This is a genomic window from Stutzerimonas stutzeri (assembly GCF_019090095.1).
Classification (GTDB): Bacteria; Pseudomonadota; Gammaproteobacteria; order Pseudomonadales; family Pseudomonadaceae; genus Stutzerimonas; species Stutzerimonas stutzeri_AN.
On sequence record NZ_JAGQFP010000002.1, the window covers coordinates 1,931,836 to 1,949,910 of the forward strand.

The 18,075-nt window shown below is 62.2% G+C and carries 22 protein-coding genes; 10 read left to right on the forward strand and 12 right to left on the reverse strand.

Annotated features, from left to right (window positions below; genetic code table 11):
• Positions 1–178: 178 nt before the first annotated feature.
• The 8 genes from KVO92_RS18645 to KVO92_RS18680 form a co-directional block, all read right to left on the reverse strand.
• On the reverse strand, positions 179–568 hold the full coding sequence (locus tag KVO92_RS18645; protein WP_423836240.1) for an META domain-containing protein: 390 nt from the start codon (positions 566–568) through the stop codon (positions 179–181).
• A gap of 8 nt (positions 569–576) precedes the next feature.
• Positions 577–1,014: a hypothetical protein gene (locus KVO92_RS18650; protein WP_217477004.1), complete on the reverse strand. Its 438-nt coding sequence runs from the start codon at positions 1,012–1,014 to the stop codon at positions 577–579.
• Between the two features lie 345 nt (positions 1,015–1,359).
• Entirely contained in the window at positions 1,360–2,151 is a 792-nt protein-coding gene (locus KVO92_RS18655; protein WP_217477005.1) for a dienelactone hydrolase family protein, read from the reverse strand.
• A gap of 213 nt (positions 2,152–2,364) precedes the next feature.
• Positions 2,365–2,961: a cytochrome c3 family protein gene (locus tag KVO92_RS18660; RefSeq protein ID WP_021208425.1), complete on the reverse strand. Its 597-nt coding sequence runs from the start codon at positions 2,959–2,961 to the stop codon at positions 2,365–2,367.
• Positions 2,962–2,971: 10 nt separating this feature from the next.
• Complete coding sequence (locus KVO92_RS18665; protein WP_217477006.1) at positions 2,972–3,454, reverse strand: nitrate reductase cytochrome c-type subunit; 483 nt, start codon at positions 3,452–3,454, stop codon at positions 2,972–2,974.
• Between the two features lie 11 nt (positions 3,455–3,465).
• The gene (gene napA, locus KVO92_RS18670) at positions 3,466–5,970 is read right to left on the reverse strand and encodes a nitrate reductase catalytic subunit NapA (protein ID WP_217477007.1); all 2,505 of its coding nucleotides are present in this window, start codon (positions 5,968–5,970) and stop codon (positions 3,466–3,468) included.
• Positions 5,967–6,230, reverse strand: a complete 264-nt coding sequence (locus tag KVO92_RS18675; protein ID WP_217477008.1) for a chaperone NapD — start codon at positions 6,228–6,230, stop codon at positions 5,967–5,969. The genes napA and KVO92_RS18675 overlap by 4 nt, the downstream gene beginning before the upstream one ends.
• Before the next feature lie 77 nt (positions 6,231–6,307).
• Entirely contained in the window at positions 6,308–6,481 is a 174-nt protein-coding gene (locus KVO92_RS18680) for a periplasmic nitrate reductase, NapE protein (RefSeq protein WP_217477304.1), read from the reverse strand.
• Positions 6,482–6,787: 306 nt separating this feature from the next.
• On the opposite strand from KVO92_RS18680, the gene KVO92_RS18685 reads away from it, so the two are divergent.
• On the forward strand, positions 6,788–7,975 hold the full coding sequence (locus KVO92_RS18685; RefSeq protein WP_217477009.1) for an MFS transporter: 1,188 nt from the start codon (positions 6,788–6,790) through the stop codon (positions 7,973–7,975).
• Positions 7,976–7,987: 12 nt separating this feature from the next.
• Here the strand turns inward: KVO92_RS18685 and KVO92_RS18690 are convergent, their stop codons facing one another.
• The 4 genes from KVO92_RS18690 to KVO92_RS18705 all read right to left on the reverse strand — a co-directional run bounded on the left by KVO92_RS18690 (position 7,988) and on the right by KVO92_RS18705 (position 10,784).
• Complete coding sequence (locus tag KVO92_RS18690) at positions 7,988–8,482, reverse strand: SprT family zinc-dependent metalloprotease (RefSeq protein ID WP_217477010.1); 495 nt, start codon at positions 8,480–8,482, stop codon at positions 7,988–7,990.
• 54 nt (positions 8,483–8,536) lie between these two features.
• Entirely contained in the window at positions 8,537–9,202 is a 666-nt protein-coding gene (locus KVO92_RS18695; protein WP_217477011.1) for a Yip1 family protein, read from the reverse strand.
• 217 nt (positions 9,203–9,419) lie between these two features.
• Positions 9,420–10,019, reverse strand: a complete 600-nt coding sequence (locus KVO92_RS18700) for a Yip1 family protein (RefSeq protein WP_217477012.1) — start codon at positions 10,017–10,019, stop codon at positions 9,420–9,422.
• 138 nt (positions 10,020–10,157) lie between these two features.
• Positions 10,158–10,784: a DNA-J related domain-containing protein gene (locus KVO92_RS18705; protein ID WP_217477013.1), complete on the reverse strand. Its 627-nt coding sequence runs from the start codon at positions 10,782–10,784 to the stop codon at positions 10,158–10,160.
• A 113-nt stretch (positions 10,785–10,897) separates the two neighbouring features.
• Here KVO92_RS18705 and ttcA point away from each other — a divergent pair, with 113 nt between their 5' ends.
• The 9 genes from ttcA to nhaD all read left to right on the forward strand — a co-directional run bounded on the left by ttcA (position 10,898) and on the right by nhaD (position 18,050).
• The gene (ttcA, locus tag KVO92_RS18710; RefSeq protein ID WP_217477014.1) at positions 10,898–11,722 is read left to right on the forward strand and encodes a tRNA 2-thiocytidine(32) synthetase TtcA; all 825 of its coding nucleotides are present in this window, start codon (positions 10,898–10,900) and stop codon (positions 11,720–11,722) included.
• A gap of 70 nt (positions 11,723–11,792) precedes the next feature.
• Entirely contained in the window at positions 11,793–11,921 is a 129-nt protein-coding gene (locus KVO92_RS22815; protein ID WP_272876520.1) for a hypothetical protein, read from the forward strand.
• Positions 11,922–12,192: 271 nt separating this feature from the next.
• Positions 12,193–13,263 carry a 3-deoxy-7-phosphoheptulonate synthase gene (locus KVO92_RS18715; RefSeq protein WP_217477015.1) on the forward strand — a complete coding sequence of 357 codons (1,071 nt, stop codon included), beginning with the start codon at positions 12,193–12,195 and terminating at the stop codon, positions 13,261–13,263.
• 95 nt (positions 13,264–13,358) lie between these two features.
• Positions 13,359–14,030, forward strand: a complete 672-nt coding sequence (locus KVO92_RS18720; protein WP_217477016.1) for a DNA-3-methyladenine glycosylase I — start codon at positions 13,359–13,361, stop codon at positions 14,028–14,030.
• A gap of 90 nt (positions 14,031–14,120) precedes the next feature.
• Complete coding sequence (locus tag KVO92_RS18725) at positions 14,121–14,888, forward strand: NAD-dependent deacylase (protein ID WP_217477017.1); 768 nt, start codon at positions 14,121–14,123, stop codon at positions 14,886–14,888.
• 63 nt (positions 14,889–14,951) lie between these two features.
• On the forward strand, positions 14,952–15,599 hold the full coding sequence (locus tag KVO92_RS18730; RefSeq protein WP_217477018.1) for a C40 family peptidase: 648 nt from the start codon (positions 14,952–14,954) through the stop codon (positions 15,597–15,599).
• 83 nt (positions 15,600–15,682) lie between these two features.
• Positions 15,683–16,210 carry a C40 family peptidase gene (locus KVO92_RS18735; protein ID WP_217477019.1) on the forward strand — a complete coding sequence of 176 codons (528 nt, stop codon included), beginning with the start codon at positions 15,683–15,685 and terminating at the stop codon, positions 16,208–16,210.
• 109 nt (positions 16,211–16,319) lie between these two features.
• Positions 16,320–16,640 (forward strand): hypothetical protein, encoded by a 321-nt coding sequence (locus KVO92_RS18740; RefSeq protein WP_217477020.1) that lies wholly within the window; start codon positions 16,320–16,322, stop codon positions 16,638–16,640.
• Positions 16,641–16,784: 144 nt separating this feature from the next.
• Positions 16,785–18,050: a sodium:proton antiporter NhaD gene (gene nhaD / locus KVO92_RS18745; protein ID WP_217477021.1), complete on the forward strand. Its 1,266-nt coding sequence runs from the start codon at positions 16,785–16,787 to the stop codon at positions 18,048–18,050.
• Positions 18,051–18,075: the final 25 nt, after the last annotated feature.

Sequence of the window (18,075 nt, forward strand, 5' to 3'; positions counted from 1 at the left end):
CGACTGGGCAGGGCGCTGAAGCCCGCGGTTCTAGCGGGGTTCGGCGGCAGGCGTTGCGCTCTGCTGCCGATAGGGGGATGCGATTTGCAGACTGACCCGGGTGATGCCGGGTCGCAAACAGGTCATGCATGCCTGGCGGCGGTGCTCGATTCGCGCCCTGCGCCCTGCTTTGGCGCAGTCAGTTCTGTTCGGGCCAGACGCGCAGCGGAGCACCCTCGGCAGGCCAGAAGCGCAGTTGGTCGATCTTCGAAACATCCCAGCGTTCGATTCGCGAGAGCAATTCGAGGAAGTGCTGCTCCTGCTTCATGATGTGTTCGGCGCAGAGCTTGCGGGTGCTGCCGATATCGCTGAAGCGCAGCGTTTGCCCATCGCGCTGGTAGTTGGCGAACCAGTGGTTACAACCGGCGTTGCCGTAGGCACGGTCTTCGCTGAACGTCAGTGAGACGGGGTTGCGTCCGACCACGGGCTCGTCACCAATCCATTCGGCGATATAGGTCACGTCGTTCTGCAGGGTCAGCGGTTCGACCGAGCAACCTGTAACGGAGGCCATGGCCAAACCGGCCATCATGAGCGCTCTCATGCTTGGGCCCTCTGGCAGGCGGGGCACAGGTGCCGACCGGCGTCGTTCTTCCAGCCCAGTTCGGCGATACGCGCTTCGGCGGCCGGGGCGCGCGCGGCTTCGCCCTTGGCGGCATCCACGGCGAACTCGAAATCCAGCTGCTTGCCGCAGCCGTCACAATCGACCTGCCAGTTGAGTATCGCCAGTTCGCGGAATACGGGGCCGCTCGCCACAGCCATCCATTGCCCGGGCGGATTGATCAAGTGGCGGACCTTGTCGACGGTCAGGCGCTGGGAGAGTTCGCGACTGCCTTTTAGCGTGACGATCAGCACGTCACCTGAGCGAACGTTGCCGCCGTTGCCAGTGACCTGATAACGGCCCGGTGCCAGGGCCCGGCATTCAGTGAGGGTGTGCCCGGGGTTGAGCAGGGTGTAGCGGAAATCGTGTTCGGCCATGACTCGCGATCGATTGGATTGGAAGGAAGGTGCGCTGGGTGGTCATGCTAGCACGGCCAGGCGTGGTGGCAGCGCTGGAAGCGCGCTGGGGAGTGAGGCGGGAGGGTAAGCGATGTCGGGGTAGGAGGTGGGGGCTGTAGGGGTTGGCGGGTTGGTTAACCCTGGCCCTTCACCCCAGCCCTCTCCCCAAAGGGGAGAGGGGACAGTCCCAGTGAATCGCCGGCGAGAGGTTGATCGAGACTGGGCGGCGAAGGCAACACCGGCCAAAGCGAAGCCAAACCCAAACCCAAACCCAAAGCTAAGCCAAAGCCAACAACCTAGGCAGGGAAGCCGGCAGCGGTTGGGTTATCGACCCGATTCGAAGGTCTGGTCGAGGAAGCGCTGCATGTCTTGCCAGGAGCGCTCGTCGGCGGCCTGGTTGTAGGCCACGTCGACGCCTTGTTCCTGGAATTTGTCCGCACCGGGGTTGGTAAAGCCGTGCTTGGCGCCGGGCAGGGAGACGAGCTGGTAGTCGGCACCGGCCTTGACCATTTCGGCGCTCAGCGCCGCGACATCGTCAGCGCTGACCATGCTGTCGGCGGCGCCATGCTCGACCAGTACGCGTACCTTGATAGTGCCAGGCGTGGCGCGGGTCTCGGTCGCCAAAGCGCCATGGAAGCTGACGACGCCGTCGAGCGGCACGCCCTGGCGCGCCATGTCCAGGACGACCTTGCCGCCGAAGCAGTAGCCCACCGCGGCAAGCTTGTCGGTGTCGGTCTGCGCTTGCTGCTTGAGCAGGTCCAGCCCGGCGTTGAAGCGGCCCTTGGCTGCCTCGGCGTCGGACAGCGCGGCCTTCATGAAGCTCATGGCGTCCTTCGGGTGTTCGGTATGTTTGCCCTGGCCATACATGTCGATGGCCAGAGCGCTATAGCCCAGCTCGGCCAGGTCACGGGCGCGGCGCTTGGCGTAGTCGTTCAGGCCCCACCATTCATGGACGACCACGACGCCCGGGCGCTTGCCTTCGATGGCGTCGTCGTAGGCGTAGTAGCCGACCATCTTGGTGCCATCGGCGGCGGTATAGGGCATTTCGCGGGTCTGGACTTCAGCGTGGGCGACGGCGCTGATGGCCATCAAAGTACCGAGCAGGCAATAACGCATGGTGGTTTCCTTATCGACCGTATCGAGGTGCTTCGATAAATAGCCGGAGTTCGGCTCGCGCGCAACCGCGCAGCGTCGGCGGGGCAGCGATGAGCTTGTCGAACGGCTTTTTCGGCAAGCCTGGCGGGGTGGCTCGCAGCAACAGCCCAGGTCACGGTGGGCGTTGATCGTAGTCGCCAGCCCGGTCATTGCGACCGGGCCGGGTTAGGCTCGTTACCAGCCAGGCACACCGTGCATATCCGGCAGCCGGTGAGCGATGCCCTTGTGGCAATCGATGCACGTGGCTTCGCCGTTGGCCAGGGCGGTGGAGTGGAATTTCGACGCGCGCTGGGACTGCTTGGTGAAGTCCATGTAGTCGAAGTTGTGGCAGTTGCGGCATTCGAGCGAGTCGTTGGACTTCAAGCGACGCCATTCACGCTCGGCCATTTCGCGACGCATGCCGAGAAACTTCTCGCGCGTGTTGATGGTGCCGAAGATCTTGCCCCAGACCTCCTTGGACGCCTGCATCTTGCGCGCAATCTTGTCGGTCCACTTGTGCGGGACGTGACAGTCAGGGCAGGTCGCGCGTACCCCTGAGCGGTTGCTGTAATGGATGGTGTCCTTGATCTCCATGTACACGTTGTCGCGCATTTCATGGCAGGAGATGCAGAAGGTTTCGGTGTTCGTCGCCTCCAGGGCGGTGTTGAAGCCGCCCCAGAAGATGATGCCGGCAATGAACCCACCGAGCGCCAAGGCGCCCAGGCTGTAATGCACGCTGGGACGGCGCAGTACCGTCCAGTATCGCTTGAGAAACGACAGTATTGACTTCATCCGGGCGTCCTCACTGTTCGTTCTGCTTGTTTTCGTGATAGAGCAGCTTGTCGATATTCTTGAAGTCGTTCTTCACCAGCGGCTTCACATCCTGCTGCACCACATGGCACTGCGTGCAGAAATAACGACGAGGAGCCACGGTGCCGAGTGTCTGGCCGTCACGGTCAGCGAAATGCGTGATGCTGATCATCGGCGCCTGAGTACGCGCGCTGTTGGCGCGGCTGTGGCAGGACAGGCACTTGTTGCTGTTCGTGTCGATCTGATAACCGCGAATGGTATGCGGGATGGTCGGCGGCTGCTCCGGGTAGTTGCGCTCGCGTCGCAGGTCCTTGTTTTCTTCGTCCTTCAGCGGCGGTGGGGTGAACTCCTGGGTCAGGGTGCCGCCCGGGCGGCGGCCGTCCGGGGCAGGGGCATCCAGTGGGTAGTCCGGCCCGGCGGCAACCGCCAGGCCAAACACCGCGAGGAGGGTCAAAGGCAGTAAGCGAAATTTCATGGCGACTCTCCTCAGGCGATGCTGACCACTTCGATCTTCACGGCGCATTTCTTGTAGTCCGTTTGCTTGGAGATCGGGTCGGTAGCGTCGAGGGTGACCTTGTTGATCAGTTTGTTGGCGTCGAAGAAGGGCACGAAGATCAGACCCTTCGGCGGTTTGTTGCGACCGCGGGTTTCGATGCGCGCCTGCATTTCGCCACGGCGGCTGATCACCTTCACCACGCTGCCACGGCGTGCCTTGAGATCACGCGCGTCCTCGGGGTGCATGTACACCAACGCATCGGGGACCGCCTGGTACAGCTCGTCGACGCGCTGCGTCATGCTGCCGGTGTGCCAGTGCTCCAGTACGCGCCCGGTACTCAGCCAGAAGGGGTATTCCTCGTCCGGTACTTCGGCCGGCACTTCGTATGGCAGCGCGAAGATAATCGCCTTCTTGTCCGGGTAGCCGTAGAACTCCACCCCCGCACCCTTGGCGACATAAGGGTCATAGCCCTCACGGTAGCGCCAGCGGGTTTCCTTGCCGTCCACCACCGGCCAGCGCAGACCGCGTTCCTGGTGGTAGCGATCGAAATCCGCCAGATCATGGCCATGCCCGCGACCGAACTGGGCGTATTCCTCGAACAGGCCCTTCTGCACATAGAAGCCGTAGGCCTCGGACTCCTGGTTGCGGTAGCCCTCGGCGATATCCGATGTGGGGAAACGGTCGACCTGGCCGTTCTTGAACAGCACCTCGAACAGCGTCTTGCCTTTCAATTCCGGCGCCTTGGCCAGCAGGTCGGCCGGCCAGACCTCGTCGGTGGTGAAACGCTTGGAGAATTCCATCAGCTGCCACAGGTCCGAGCGTGCCTCGCCTGGCGGGCTGACCAACTGGTGCCAGACATGGGTGCGGCGTTCGGCGTTGCCGTAGGCGCCTTCCTTTTCCACCCACATGGCGGCCGGCAGAATCAGGTCGGCGGCCTGGGCGGAGACGGTCGGGTAGACGTCCGAGACGATGACGAAGGTCTCGGGGTTGCGCCAGCCGGGCAGCACTTCCTGCATGATGTTCGGGCCGGCCTGCATGTTGTTGGTCACCTGGGTCCAGTAGACCTTGAGGTTGCCGTCCTTCAGCTCGCGGCTCTGCTGCACGGCATGGAAGCCGGGTTTTTCCTGGATGGTGCCTTCGGGCAGTTTCCAGATCTTCTCGGCCACGGCGCGATGCTTCGGATTGGTGACGACCATGTCCGCAGGCAGGCGGTGGGAGAAGGTTCCGACTTCGCGGGCGGTGCCGCACGCCGACGGCTGTCCGGTCAGCGAGAAGGGGCTGTTGCCGGGTTCGCTGATCTTTCCGGTGAGCAGGTGAATGTTGTAGATCATGTTGTTCGCCCAGACACCGCGGGTGTGCTGGTTGAAGCCCATGGTCCAGAACGACATGACCTTGGTCTTGGGGTCGGCGTAGAGTTCGGCCAGTGCCTTCAGGCGCTCGGCCGGTACGCCCGACTCGTGTGCCGCGTGCTCCAAGGTGTAGGGCTTGAGGAACTCGGCGTAGTCCTCGAAGCTGATATCGGTCCAGCTGCCGGCAACGGCGGCGTTTTCCGCCTTCAGCTCGCGGGGATCGGTCGGGCGCAGGCCGTAGCCGATGTTGGTCGCACCCTTGGCGAACTTGGTGTGGTTCTTGATGAAGTCCTGGTTGACCGCACCGCTCTGGATGATGTGGTTGGCGATGTAGTTGAGTATCACCAGATCGGTTTGCGGGTTGAACACCATCGGGATGTCGGCCAGGTCGAAGCTGCGATGCTCGAAGGTCGACATGACGGCGACCTTGACGTGCGGTGCGCTCAGCCGGCGGTCGGTCACCCGGGTCCAGAGAACCGGATGCATCTCGGCCATGTTCGAACCCCAGAGCACGAAGGCATCGGCCGCTTCGATATCGTCGTAGCAGCCCATGGGTTCGTCCATGCCGAAGGTGCGCATGAAGCCGACGGCGGCCGAAGCCATGCAATGGCGGGCATTCGGGTCGAGGTTGTTGGAGCGAAAGCCGGCCTTCATCAGCTTGTTGGCGGCGTAGCCTTCCCAGACGGTCCACTGCCCGGAGCCGAACATGCCGACTGCACTCGGGCCGCTTTCCTTGAGCGCGGCCTTGTACTTCTGCTCCATGATGTCGAAGGCCTGTTCCCAGCTCACTGGCTGGAACTCACCCTGCTTGTCGTACTGCCCGTCCTTCATGCGCAGCAGCGGCTGCGTCAGGCGATCGGTGCCGTACATGATCTTCGACAGGAAGTAGCCCTTGACGCAGTTGATGCCGCGATTGACCTCAGCCTTGATGTCGCCATGGGTAGCCACGACGCGGTCGCCGGCAGTCGCGACCATGACGCCACAGCCGGTTCCGCAGAACCGGCACGGTGCCTTGTTCCACTTGAGGGAAGTCGCCTCCGGATCGGTGATCAGATTACTGGCACTGGTGGCGATCGGCAGACCCGCCACGCTGGCTGCGATGGCCGCGGCGTTGGCCTTGGCGAATTGACGTCGTGTGAGGCTCATTCAGGCTCTCCTTCGGGTGAGAGGAGTTCGTGGTAAATCAGGGCAGCGTTGAGGACGCCGGGCACTTGTTGGATATCGCGGATGGTGTCGAGGATGACGCTCTCGTGTTCGGCCTCCAGCACGACCACCAGCTTGCCCGCAGGGCTTTCCTGGTGCAGTTCGGTACCGGGGAGCAGCGTCAGGTTGCGTTTTACCGCATCCAGCAGTTCGGGGCGGCAATGCACAAGCAGGCTGGCGATATGCAGGGCGTTGTGAGTCATTTTTTTGATAAGGCTCCGCCTGCATTGAAGTCAGGCAAGCTAAGGGACGATCGGGTCGTGGCGTTAAGAGCTGGGTGTCAACTCGGTGGGCCTGGCGGACCGAAGAACAACAGCTGGCTGAACCACACGATGAAGCCATAGCCGGCCACGATCGCGACGCTCAGGATGGGGAACAGAAAGACCAGCAAGAAAACGAACAGCCTCGTTTCTTCCGGCTTGCCTATGGGTTTCTGGTCGGTGTCATGGGGCACTGCGTTCACCTTGTCTCTCCGACTGTTGCCGGAAGTCTAGGAAGCACAAACGGCTTAATCAAAGTCATTCGTCTACTAAACTTAAGGTTATAAGCAAATCGTGCAGTTCCATTGATTTGGCTCAAGCAATGTGGCGGAACTTATGATCAATCCGCCGGGTGGTCGTCGCTCGACCCCAAACGACGCGCCGGGCGGCGGTCGGCACAGGCCATTGGTTATCGACGGCTGCGGCGCGCGGTGGCTGTGCTAACCTGCGCCGCTTTTTTTTCGGGCCTCATACACCGGTAGGGGCATCGGAGTAACCGTATGTCGACTGATTCGCTCGATGGCGCCCACCTCAAGCGCGGAACGCCCGCCTATCGCCGGGCAACGCTGGCGTTGTTCTGTGCCGGTTTCGCTACCTTCGCCATCCTTTATTGTGTGCAGCCGCTGCTGCCCTTGCTGGCCTCGCATTTCTCGGTTTCGGCGGCCAGCAGCAGCCTGGCGTTGTCATTGACCACCTTGTCCCTCGCCGTGTGCCTGCTGGTCTCCGGTGGTCTGGCGGAGAGCTGGGGGCGCAAACGGGTCATGGGGCTTGCGTTGGGGTTGGCCTGCCTGCTTGGAGTGGCCTGCGCCGCGGTGGAATCCTGGACGCTGCTGCTGGTGCTGAGGGCGCTGCTGGGGCTCGCGCTCAGCGGATTGCCTGCCCTGGCGATGGCTTATGTCGGCGAGGAATTCGATCCCGAATCGCTTCCTGCCGCGATGGGCTTGTACATCGGCGGGACGGCGCTCGGCGGGCTGTTGGGGCGGTTGTTGTCCGGGCTGCTGAGCGATATCGGCGGCTGGCAACTCGCCCTGGGCGGGATTGCCGGCCTCGGGATGGTGGCACTTGGTTCGTTCGTCTGGTTGCTGCCGCCCTCGCGGCATTTCAAGGCGCAACCCTTATCGCTGCAAGGGCTGCTCGCCAACTTCGCTCGACATCTGAGCAATCCCGTTCTGCGCGCACTGTTCCTGCAGGCGTTTCTGCTGATGGGTGGCTTCGTTGCCCTGTTCAATTACATCGGCTTCCGCCTGGCGGCGGCGCCGTTCAGCCTGTCATCGACGGTGATCGGCTTGCTGTTCGTCGTCTATCTGGCCGGCATCTTCAGTGCCGGTTGGGCAGGGCGTCTGGTACCGCGATTCGGGGCCAGGACCGTACTCCAGGCGGGTGTCGGTCTGATGCTGCTAGGAGTTGGGTTGTGCGCCACCCCGTGGTTGGTGGCTATCGTCATCGGTCTGGGGTTGTTCACGCTGGGTTTCTTCGCCGCGCACGCGGTAGCCAGCGGGCAGGTCGGCATTCATGCCAAGGGGGCCAAGGCGCAGGCTTCGGCGCTGTATCTGTGTGCCTACTACCTGGGGTCCAGCGTGGTGGGCTATGCCGCGGGCTATGTCTGGGAACAGGCCGGCTGGCTGCCGCTGATGGCGGTGCTCGCAGCGTTGTTCGTAGTTGCCGCCTGGCGGGCCCGATCCCTGTGAGCGGCGACTGAGCTATTCGAGCCGATGCTCGCCGCTGAACACCAGCGTCGTACGGCAGCTACGACAGAAATAACGCCGTCCTTTACGCACCAGTGCATGCCGCTGCGCGGTGAAGGGAAAATCCTGACCGCTGCAGGCACAGCGGTAGATATAGCGACTGACCGGGCGACGGCTGACTTCATAGGTATGGCAGCGATCAGGCACCAGCTCGTAGACGCCGCGCATTATCAGTTGCCACTCCTCGCCATGCGGCCGAATCCCGCCACCGAACATCTGATGCGCGACCAGGTGGGCCACTTCGTGAGCGACGGTCTGCTTGAGGAAGTGCTCGCGATTTTCTCGGTACAGCTGGGCGTTGAACCGCAACAGGTTGGAATGGAGGTGCGCGACGCCGGCTTTCTGCCCGCGTAGCTTGAAGCTGATTTGCGGGCGTTCGAAGCGTCGATTGAAAAAGGTTTCAGCCAGTTGGTAGCAGGCCTCAACACGGGCGTGAAGCTGTTCGGGCATAGGGCCTCCGAAGAAGCCCGGAATTATGCCCCAACGCGCCAGCCTGACAACCATTCAGCGACTGCCGGGTTCCTCCTGCGGACGCTCCTCCTGGATACCGTAGCTCTGGTTCTGCTGCACGGTCCGCTCGTAGTTCGGTTCGAGCGAAAACGTCCAAAACGAGATCATGCTGACCAGCACGGACACCAGCACGAGCAACGCGACGCCCCAGATCGAGCTGGCGTACAGAAAACTCTGCGAGTGCCGCTGGCGCATGAAGGCGGGCAGGCCAGTGAACAGGAGGTAGGTGGAGTAGATGCCGGCGATCAGCAGGACGATGGCAGCAAACCAGCGATTCGGGTACAGGCCGGTTACACCGGCGACGAGAAATGGCGTGATCACGTACGCGACGAAGCCGATGCACTGGTTCAGGTTCGGACGCACATCGAAGGCGCGCGCCATCCAGTGTACGAAGACGCCCATGATGGCCGTGCCGATGACGATGGTGACGTACAACAGCAGGCACAGTTGAAAGGCACTGGCGAAATCGAGTCTGACCCGCTCCGCATCCACCAGGCTCCAGCCCACCAACGTAACCCCGATGAACAGGCAGACGCTGGGAATCAAGGCCAGCGACAGCAGGTGCATCAGGTAGTGCAGGCTATGGGCGTCCTCTTTCTGGCGAATGGTTTCCCAGGCGCGATCCGGCCGGGTGAACAAGCTGATGAATTCTGGGGTCATGGGAGCCTCCTGAGGCCGATGCTTGAGCGCTGTTATTGCTGATATAGACGCTCACGCTCGATAGGGATTCAAAACCATGACCGTTGGCTGGCTGCTGGGCGCAACGCGACGCCCATCTCTGTCGTGGCCGGGAGAGGTGAACCACCGTATGAATTGCCCGCGCGCAAAGAAAAGCCGGCGTGAGCGATCACGCCGGCGGCAAAGAGAGACGGCTAGGTTAGCGGACGTACATCGGGCCGACGCCCATCCCCCACATGATCACCGACAGCGCAATGATGGCGACCAGGACGACCAGGCCGACCGCCAGAATCGAGCTTGAGAACAGAAAGCCCTCATCCGATGGGATGTTCATGAACGTCGGTAAGCCGACATAGAGCAGATAAGCGGTATAGCAGATGGCCGCCGTACCGACGATCATCCCCAGCCAGATGTGCGGATAGAGCGCCGCCAGCCCGCCGACGAACAGCGGCGTAGCCGTGTAGGCCGCGAACACGATGCACTGCACCAGGGTCGGGCTGGCATCGTAGGTGCGTGACATCCAGTGAATGAAAGCACCCATGACCGCGACGCCCGCGAGCATCGCGAGGTAGGAGAGCAGGGTGAGTTGCATTGCGCTGCCTTCGGTAAGCTTCACCGCTTCGCCGCCGCCGATGCTCCAACCGACCTGGGTAGTGCCAATGAATGCCGATATGGCGGGTATTGCTGCCAGCACCATGACCTCTCCGAGGTGCAGGTGGCCAACCTTGCGTTCTTCTCCAGTGATTTCCTGCCATTCCTGGCCAGGGTGAGCAAAGAGTCCCCAAACGTGATTGATCATGCCAGCGTCTCCTCAGTCTTGGAGGGTCGCTTCGCCTGGCGTGCCGTCAGTTGGACGGGCGTGCGACCTTAAGTCGCAGTATAGGAACTCGGCGATACAGCGCACCGGGGTCGGTTAGAGCAATTGGAAGCTATCGGGTCAGCGGTAATAGCGTTCCAATATTTCCATTGCCAGATTGATCGATTGCAGCCGCGCCGTACTGCCGCCCCGATCCGGATGATGAATGCTGACCAACTGGCGATAGCGGCGTTTGATGACGTGCAGCGTCAACGACGCGGCGTCGCGATCCAGCTCGAACAGTTCCAGGGCTGCGCGTTTCTGTTCCGGGTCCCAGCCGCCACTCGTCTCGACCTGATCGCCGCGCATCCTCGACCAGAAGCTGGCCAGCAGGCGTTCCACTTCCGCCTCGTCGGTATCGCGCAGGTTGCTCATGTCCAGGTAGTACTCGCGCAGCGGATCGTTTTCGACGATGCCACTGGCGCCGGCTACGTAGGGCTGCAGGCTTATGCTCAGCGGAGAGATCTGCAGGCTGTGGCTGGCTTCGCCCCACAACTGATCGCGAAGCCGGTATAGCGCGTTGAAGACCAGAAAATGCGTGCGATACAGCACCAGCTTGTCGAGTAACGGCAGGTTGGGGATGTGCGTGCTGTGGCGGGCCTTGAGCTGCTGAATCAGCTGGTATTCGCTGCAGCCCTCCGGCTGTTCTCGCAGCAATACGAATATCTGCTCGGCCAGATCCATCTGTGGTTCGAGGTCTTCGTTCATGTGCGCTAGCCTAGCACAGGGCCAGCAGTGCAAAGAGCCGGATCGATGGGGTGGGGCGCGCCGTGCTTTGCGCGTAAAATGCCCGCCTTTCGCATCTCACCCGGACACCAGACATGGGCAACCTTTCGGTCAACCAGAACAAACTGCAGAAGCGCCTGCGCCGCCTTGCCGGCGAGGCGGTCACCGATTTCAACATGATCGAAGAGGGCGACAAGGTCATGGTTTGCCTGTCCGGCGGCAAGGACAGCTACACCATGCTCGACGTCCTGCTGTACCTGCAGAAGGTCGCGCCCATCAAGTTCGAAATCGTCGCGGTCAACATGGACCAGAAGCAGCCGGGCTTCCCCGAGCACGTGCTGCCGGCCTACCTCGAATCGATCGGCGTCGAGTATCACATCGTCGAGAAGGACACCTACTCGGTGGTCAAGGAGAAGATCCCGGAAGGCAAGACCACCTGTTCGCTGTGCTCGCGCCTGCGTCGCGGCACGCTCTATACCTTTGCTGACGAAATCGGCGCGACCAAGATGGCCCTAGGGCACCATCGCGACGATATCCTCGAAACCTTCTTCCTCAACATGTTCTACGGCGGCACGCTCAAGGCCATGCCGCCCAAGCTGCTCTCCGATGATGGCCGTAACGTGGTGATTCGCCCGCTGGCCTATTGCAGCGAAGCCGACATCGAAGCCTATTCGCAGATGAAGGCATTCCCGATCATCCCCTGCAACCTCTGTGGCTCGCAGGAGAACCTGCAGCGCCAGGTAGTCAAGGAGATGCTGCAGGAGTGGGAGCGCAAGTCGCCGGGTCGCGTCGAGATCATGTTCCGCGCGCTGCAGAATGTGGTGCCCTCGCAATTGGCTGACCGCAACCTCTTCGACTTCGCCAGCCTGCGCATCGACAACGATGCCACGCCGCGTTTTGTCGACGTGATGAGCCTGTAAGGGCAGTGGCAAGCCGAGCTTGCGGCTTGCCGCTCGCCACAGTATGGTGAATGCCATTCAGGAGTTCGCTATGACCCTCAGCCTCGCTTCCCTTTCTCATGTAAACGCCGGTGCCGTGCGCGCCGCGTCGTTGCGTGGGCAGGTGATCGCCGCTGACGGTTATTACTTTGGGTATTGGTTTAGCCACAGGCGCGCCTGATACCCACAGGCGCCCTAGCAAGCAGGGTCGCCACCAGAGCAGTTTTCGAACCCCCGGTCGGCCACCCGACCGGGGGTTTTGTTTTTTTTGGCCTTAACAGGCCACTCGCACCGAGGACAACAGCATGTACCGCTACCGCAACGATGACCGCACCTACCACTATGACTGGCGATTTAGCCGCTTCTGTGCCGCCGCACCGACACCCATAGACCGAACACTTCGCTAGCGCCGACGCGGCAGACCGCCGCGCCGGCCACAGGACCGCCAGATCATGAACGCATCCACTTCCGCTTCCCGTGCCATCGATACCCCCGTTGCCAGCCCTGCCCGACGCAGCGCTCAACCCCTGCCCAGCCCCGCCGTCTTGCGCCAGCGCCTGCCTCTTGACGCCATTCTTGCTGACCGCATCCAGACCGATCGCGACGCTATTCGCGCCATCCTCGACGGCCGCGACCCGCGCCTGCTGGTCGTGGTCGGACCCTGTTCGCTGCACGATCCGGCCGCTGCGCTTGAATACGCCGAGCGCCTTGCCGAGCTGGCGCCTCAGGTCGACGATCAATTACTGCTGGTCATGCGCGCTTATGTCGAAAAACCACGCACGACCATCGGCTGGAAAGGGCTGGTCTACGACCCTCATCTCGACGGTAGCGGCGACATGGCCGAGGGGCTGCACCTGTCGCGGCGGTTGATGCTGGATATTCTCGAGCGTGGCCTGCCGATCGCGACCGAACTGCTCCAGCCGCTGGCAGCGGGCTATTTCGATGATCTGTTGGGCTGGGCGGCGATCGGCGCACGAACCAGTGAATCGCAGATCCATCGCGAGCTGGTCAGTGGCTTGGATCTGCCGGTAGGCTTCAAGAACGGCACCGACGGCAGCCTGGGGGTCGCTTGCGATGCCATGCGGTCGGCCGAGCACGCGCATCGTCACTTTGGCATCGATGATCTCGGCCACCCGGCCCTGTTGCAGACCCGTGGCAACCCGGACGTTCACCTGGTGCTGCGTGGCGGGCACGCCGGCCCGAATCACGATCCGCAAAGCGTTGCGATCGCGCGGGCCGCATTGCAACGCCAGGGTATCGCGCCGCGGATCATGGTCGATTGCAGTCATGCCAACAGCGGCAAGGACCCGCGCCGCCAGCCGGACGTGCTCGACTCGGTGATCGATCAGCGCCTGGCGGGCGAGTCCAGCCTGCGCGGGGTCATGCTCGAAAGCCATCTGTTCGACGGGTGTCAGCCACTGTCCGGTGAGTTGCGCTATGGCGTATCGGTGACCGATGGCTGCCTGGGCTGGAAGGCTACCGCGCAGGCGCTGCGTCAGGCCGCAGACCGGCTGCGCCGCTAACTTGACCGAGCCCGACAGTGACGGTCGGGCTTGCCGTCCCGGGGCCGTGGCGGGCACCCTATGGGGTTCGTTTCGATCGAGGTTTGAGCGCCCACATGCGTGACTACAAATGGCTGCACGAATACTGCCTCAACCGTTTTGGTTCGGCGTCGGCCCTGGAAAACCGGCTGCCCAGGCCGAACACCGCCGACGAACTGCGGGCCATTCCCGACGATCGCTATCTCTCGTTGATCAGTCTTCGAATCTTCCGGGCGGGGCTCAAGCACAGCCTGGTGGATGCCAAATGGCCGGCCTTCGAGGAGGTGTTCTTCCGCTTCGACCCGGAGAAGCTGGTGCTCATGGGCGGTGAGCATATCGAGCGGCTGATGCAGGACCCGCGCATCATTCGCCACCTGGGCAAGCTCAAGAGCGTGCCGCGCAACGCGCAGTTCGTCCTCGACGTGGCGAAGGAGCACGGCAGTTTCGGCAACTTGATCGCTGACTGGCCGGTGACCGATATCGTTGGGCTATGGCGCTATCTCGCCAAGAAGGGCAGCCAGCTCGGCGGCCTCTCGGCGCCACGCCTGCTGCGGATGGCCGGCAAGGACACCTTCATTCCCAGCAACGATGTCGTCGCCGCGCTCAAGGCGCAAGAAATCGTCGACAAGGTTCCCAGCAGTCAGCGTGACCAAGCGGCGGTGCAGGCTGCATTCAACCAGTGGCATCACGAGAGTGGCCGGCCGATGTGCCAGCTGTCGGCCATGCTGGCGTTCACCGTCAATCACTGAGGCGCAGCGTATGCATCGAAGTGTTCGTCGCTTGGCTCCCTCAAGGGGGCTTGTGCTTCGAGACCGCCACGCGAAAGAGGAGGCGTAACGATGAGCAGCGCGGTGCAACGGGCGGCCGAAGCGCTACGGCAAGCCGAACGCATTCTCTTTATCACCGGCGCCGGGCTTTCCGCCGATTCCGGCCTGCCGACCTATCGGGGCGTTGGCGGGCTTTACAACGGGCGCACCGAAGAGGGTCTGCCGATCGAGATGGCGCTGTCCGGGCCCATGCTTGAGCGCGATCCAGGGTTGTGCTGGAAATACCTCGCCGAGATCGGGCGCGCCTGCCTGGCCGGACAACCCAACGCCGGACACGTGGCGATCGCCGAACTGCAGAACCGGAAGCCAGGTTGCTGGGTCCTGACCCAAAATGTGGACGGCTATCACCGCGCGGCCGGAAGCCCCGCGCAGCGCCTGATCGAGATTCACGGCACGCTTGCACCCTTGTTCTGCATGAGCTGCGGCCGGGAAAGCGCCGAATTGGCAGAGCATCTGTCGACGTCGCTGCCGCCACGTTGCGCCCACTGTCGCGGCGTGCTTCGACCGCCCGTGGTGTTGTTCGAGGAGATGTTGCCGCAGCAAGCGCTGGCTCGTTTGCAGAGCGAGCTGCAGACAGGCTTCGATGCGGCGGTCGCGATCGGCACCTCTGCCAGTTTCGCCTATATCGTCGAGCCCCTGTTGCAGGTGCGAAACAGCGGCGGATTTACGGCTCAGATCGACCCCAGTGCCAGCGAATTGTCGCTTTTGGTCGATCTACATATCGCCGGGGCCGCCGCTGACGTTTTGCCGCACCTCATTCGTCACATTTTGGGCAATTGAATTTGCTCATCGATACGACAGCAGGCATAGTTCCGCCACTTCGACTTCCCGACGTCCCGTGTTATGCGACGAAGCCTTACATCACTGCTGCCCGTATCGCTCGTTCTGTTGTTGACCGCCTGCGTCAGTCAGCCCGAGCAGACCGAAGCCCCAATCGTCCCGAAGGGTTTCGCCTTCAGTTTCCCTGCCGAGCTGCCGGACGCGGAGACCGATGCCCAAGCCGATTCCAGCGAGCCTACCGAACAACAGCTGCGAGAGCTCGCTGACGAACAAAGCTACGAACTCCCCGCGCTGGCCGACAGCGTGCTGGAGCTCGGCTTCAAGCTGGTTGGCACCCCATATCGCTACGGTGGCAGTTCGACCAAGACAGGCTTTGACTGTAGCGGCTTCGTGGGCTTCCTGTTCCGCAAGGAAGCTGGCATCGACCTGCCGCGCTCGACCCGCGAGATGATCAATCTGGACGCACCCAAGGTCGCGCGCAGGGATCTCGAGCCAGGCGACGTGGTGTTCTTCAACAATCGTGGCCGCGGGCGGGTCACTCACGCCGGCATCTACATCGGCAATGACCAGTTCATCCACTCGGCCAGCCGCCGCAGTGGCGGCGTGCGTGTCGATAGCCTGGACGAGGCCTACTGGCGTTCCAGCTTCATACAGGCCAAGCGGATTCTGGCGCTTGCCCACGATTCCAGTGCCGTGCCCACTCATCACTGACCGCTGAAACAACGCTGCGCCGGGCTTGCATCCGCAAACGCATGCCGGCAGAGTGATGGCTCATTTGCCTGGACCGCTCTGTCATGCTTCTTCTGGCCCGATTCCTGACCGTCTTGGTGACCGCCGTTCTGGTAACCGCTTGTTCCAGCAGGGCGCCGGTCGAGCCGACGGTCGTCGCGCCCCGGCCGGTGCAGCAGTATTCCGGAACCGCCGAAGATGTGCTGTTCACCGCCTTGGGGCTGGTCGGCACCCCTTATCGCTACGGCGGCAATACACCCGACGGTGGCTTCGATTGCAGCGGGTTGATCGGCTATGTCTACCGCGGTGCGGCAGGCGTCGCGCTACCGCGAACCACTCGTGAAATGAATGCGATGCACGGTCTGACGGTAAAGCGCGACGCGTTGAAATCCGGCGACTTGCTGTTCTTCGCCACCAGTGGCGGACGCCAGGTCAGCCATGCCGGCATCTATGTGGGCGAAGGGCGTTTCGTCCATGCGCCATCGACTGGCGGAACCGTACGCCTGGATAGTCTTTCCAACCGTTATTGGCAAAAAAGCTATCTCAGCGCCAAGCGCGTTCTCGATAGCGAGCGCCTCGCGCGCAATCCGTAGCGGTTGCGCCTGGTCGGATGCCGGACCGCTGCGCTCTTGCTTCTTCCAGGCCAGAGGGGTGGCACGCCTCGCTGGCGGTTGCGTTCTGCTGGCGATTCGAGGCTCTCCCATGGCGCCGATTCTGCGACTTCCGGACCAGCCTGACGCCTGCGAGCTCTGCCTGCGCCAGGCGCCGCTGACTCGCCATCATCTGATCCCCAAAGCTCTGCATGGCAAGACCTACGTGCGCAAGCGCTTCGGCAGGGAGGCGCGGATCACCGCCACCTTGTGGGTTTGCCGGCCCTGTCATAACCAGATCCATCGCCTGTTCAGCGAGAAGGAATTGGCGCTCACCTTCAACAGTCGCGACGCCTTGTTGAGTGATCCGCGCTTGCGCACCTTCGTCGACTGGCTGTCCACCAAGCCTGCCGGATTCGTGCCGCGCCACTGATCGGCGAGCCGGAATATCTGGAAATACAACGAGTTTGACATTGGTCAGGTGTCGAATTGTCGCACTTTGGCTATGATCGCCGCCCCAACTTCTCGGGTGCGCTAACCGCGCACGAACCGTTCCCTCTTAAGCATCTGGTGTCCCATGCCTGAAATACTTCAGTACGTGCTGATCGGCCTTGCCGTGGCCGCTCTGCTCGGTGTCGTCCTCGAAGAAATAACCCATGTGAACAAAGCCAAGGTCACGCTGTTTTTTGGCACCCTGGCGTGGATCTTGTTGTTCGTCTTCTCGCCTGTCGGCGCCGAGCGTGAGCGGGTGCTGACGAGTCTCAACGAGAACATTGCGGAAATCGCCGGCCTCTGGATCTTCCTGGTCGCGGCCATGACTTTCGTGGCGTACCTGAACAAGAAAGGGATGATCGAAAACCTGATCTACCTTTTGCTGCCCAAGCAGATCAGTGAGCGGGCGTTGATGTTCCTGACCGCGGCGTTCTGCTTCGTGTTCTCCTCGCTGGCGGACAACATCACCGCGACCCTGGTCTCGATCACCCTGATCCTGTCGCTCCGGCTCAGTGCCGAGAAGACCATCAAGTACGCCGCCCTGGTGGTCTTCGCGGTGAACTCGGGCGGGGTGGCGCTGATCACTGGCGACGTCACTACGCTGATGATCTTTCTGGCTGGCAAGGTCAAGATCCTGCAGTTGCTGCTGCTGGCATTGCCGGCATTTCTGGCCGTCATGCTGCTGGCGGCCATGCTGTCCCTTGGCATGAGCGGGCAGGTGCTGGTGAAAAATCATCGCACCGATGTGCGTCGGGTCGATGTCGCCATCGCGCTGATCTTTTTGTGCACCATCCTGTGCACCATCGCCGGCAACTTCTTCTTCCAGATCCCACCCGTGCTGACCTTCCTCACCGGACTGTCGGTGATGTTCCTGGTGGCGCGCTTTTTCAGTGACGACATCGAGACCGATCCGATCCTGGAATACGTGCGTCAGGTCGAGTTCGAGACACTGCTGTTCTTCCTGGGCATTCTCCTGCTGGTCGGCATGCTCAAGGAAATTCACGTGCTCGACGGGCTGGTGCGCATCTACGACCAGGTGCCGGCCGTCCTGGCCAACTACCTGATGGGCGTGCTGTCCGCCATGATCGACAACGTGCCGCTGACGGCTGCATTGCTCAAGTCGGGACTGGAAATGGGAATCGCCGAGTGGATGGTCCTGACGTATTCGGTCGGGGTCGGCGGCTCGTTGCTGGTGATCGGTTCCGCCGCAGGTATCGTCGCCATGAGCAAGGTGTCGGGGCTGACCTTCGGTAGCTACCTGAAGTACAGCCTGTACCTGTTCATCGCGTTCAATCTCGGCTTCGCCGGGGTCTACCTGACAGGTCTGGCGGTTGCCGGCACGCTCGGCTAAATACTGTCTGGCGGCGCCGCAGCCC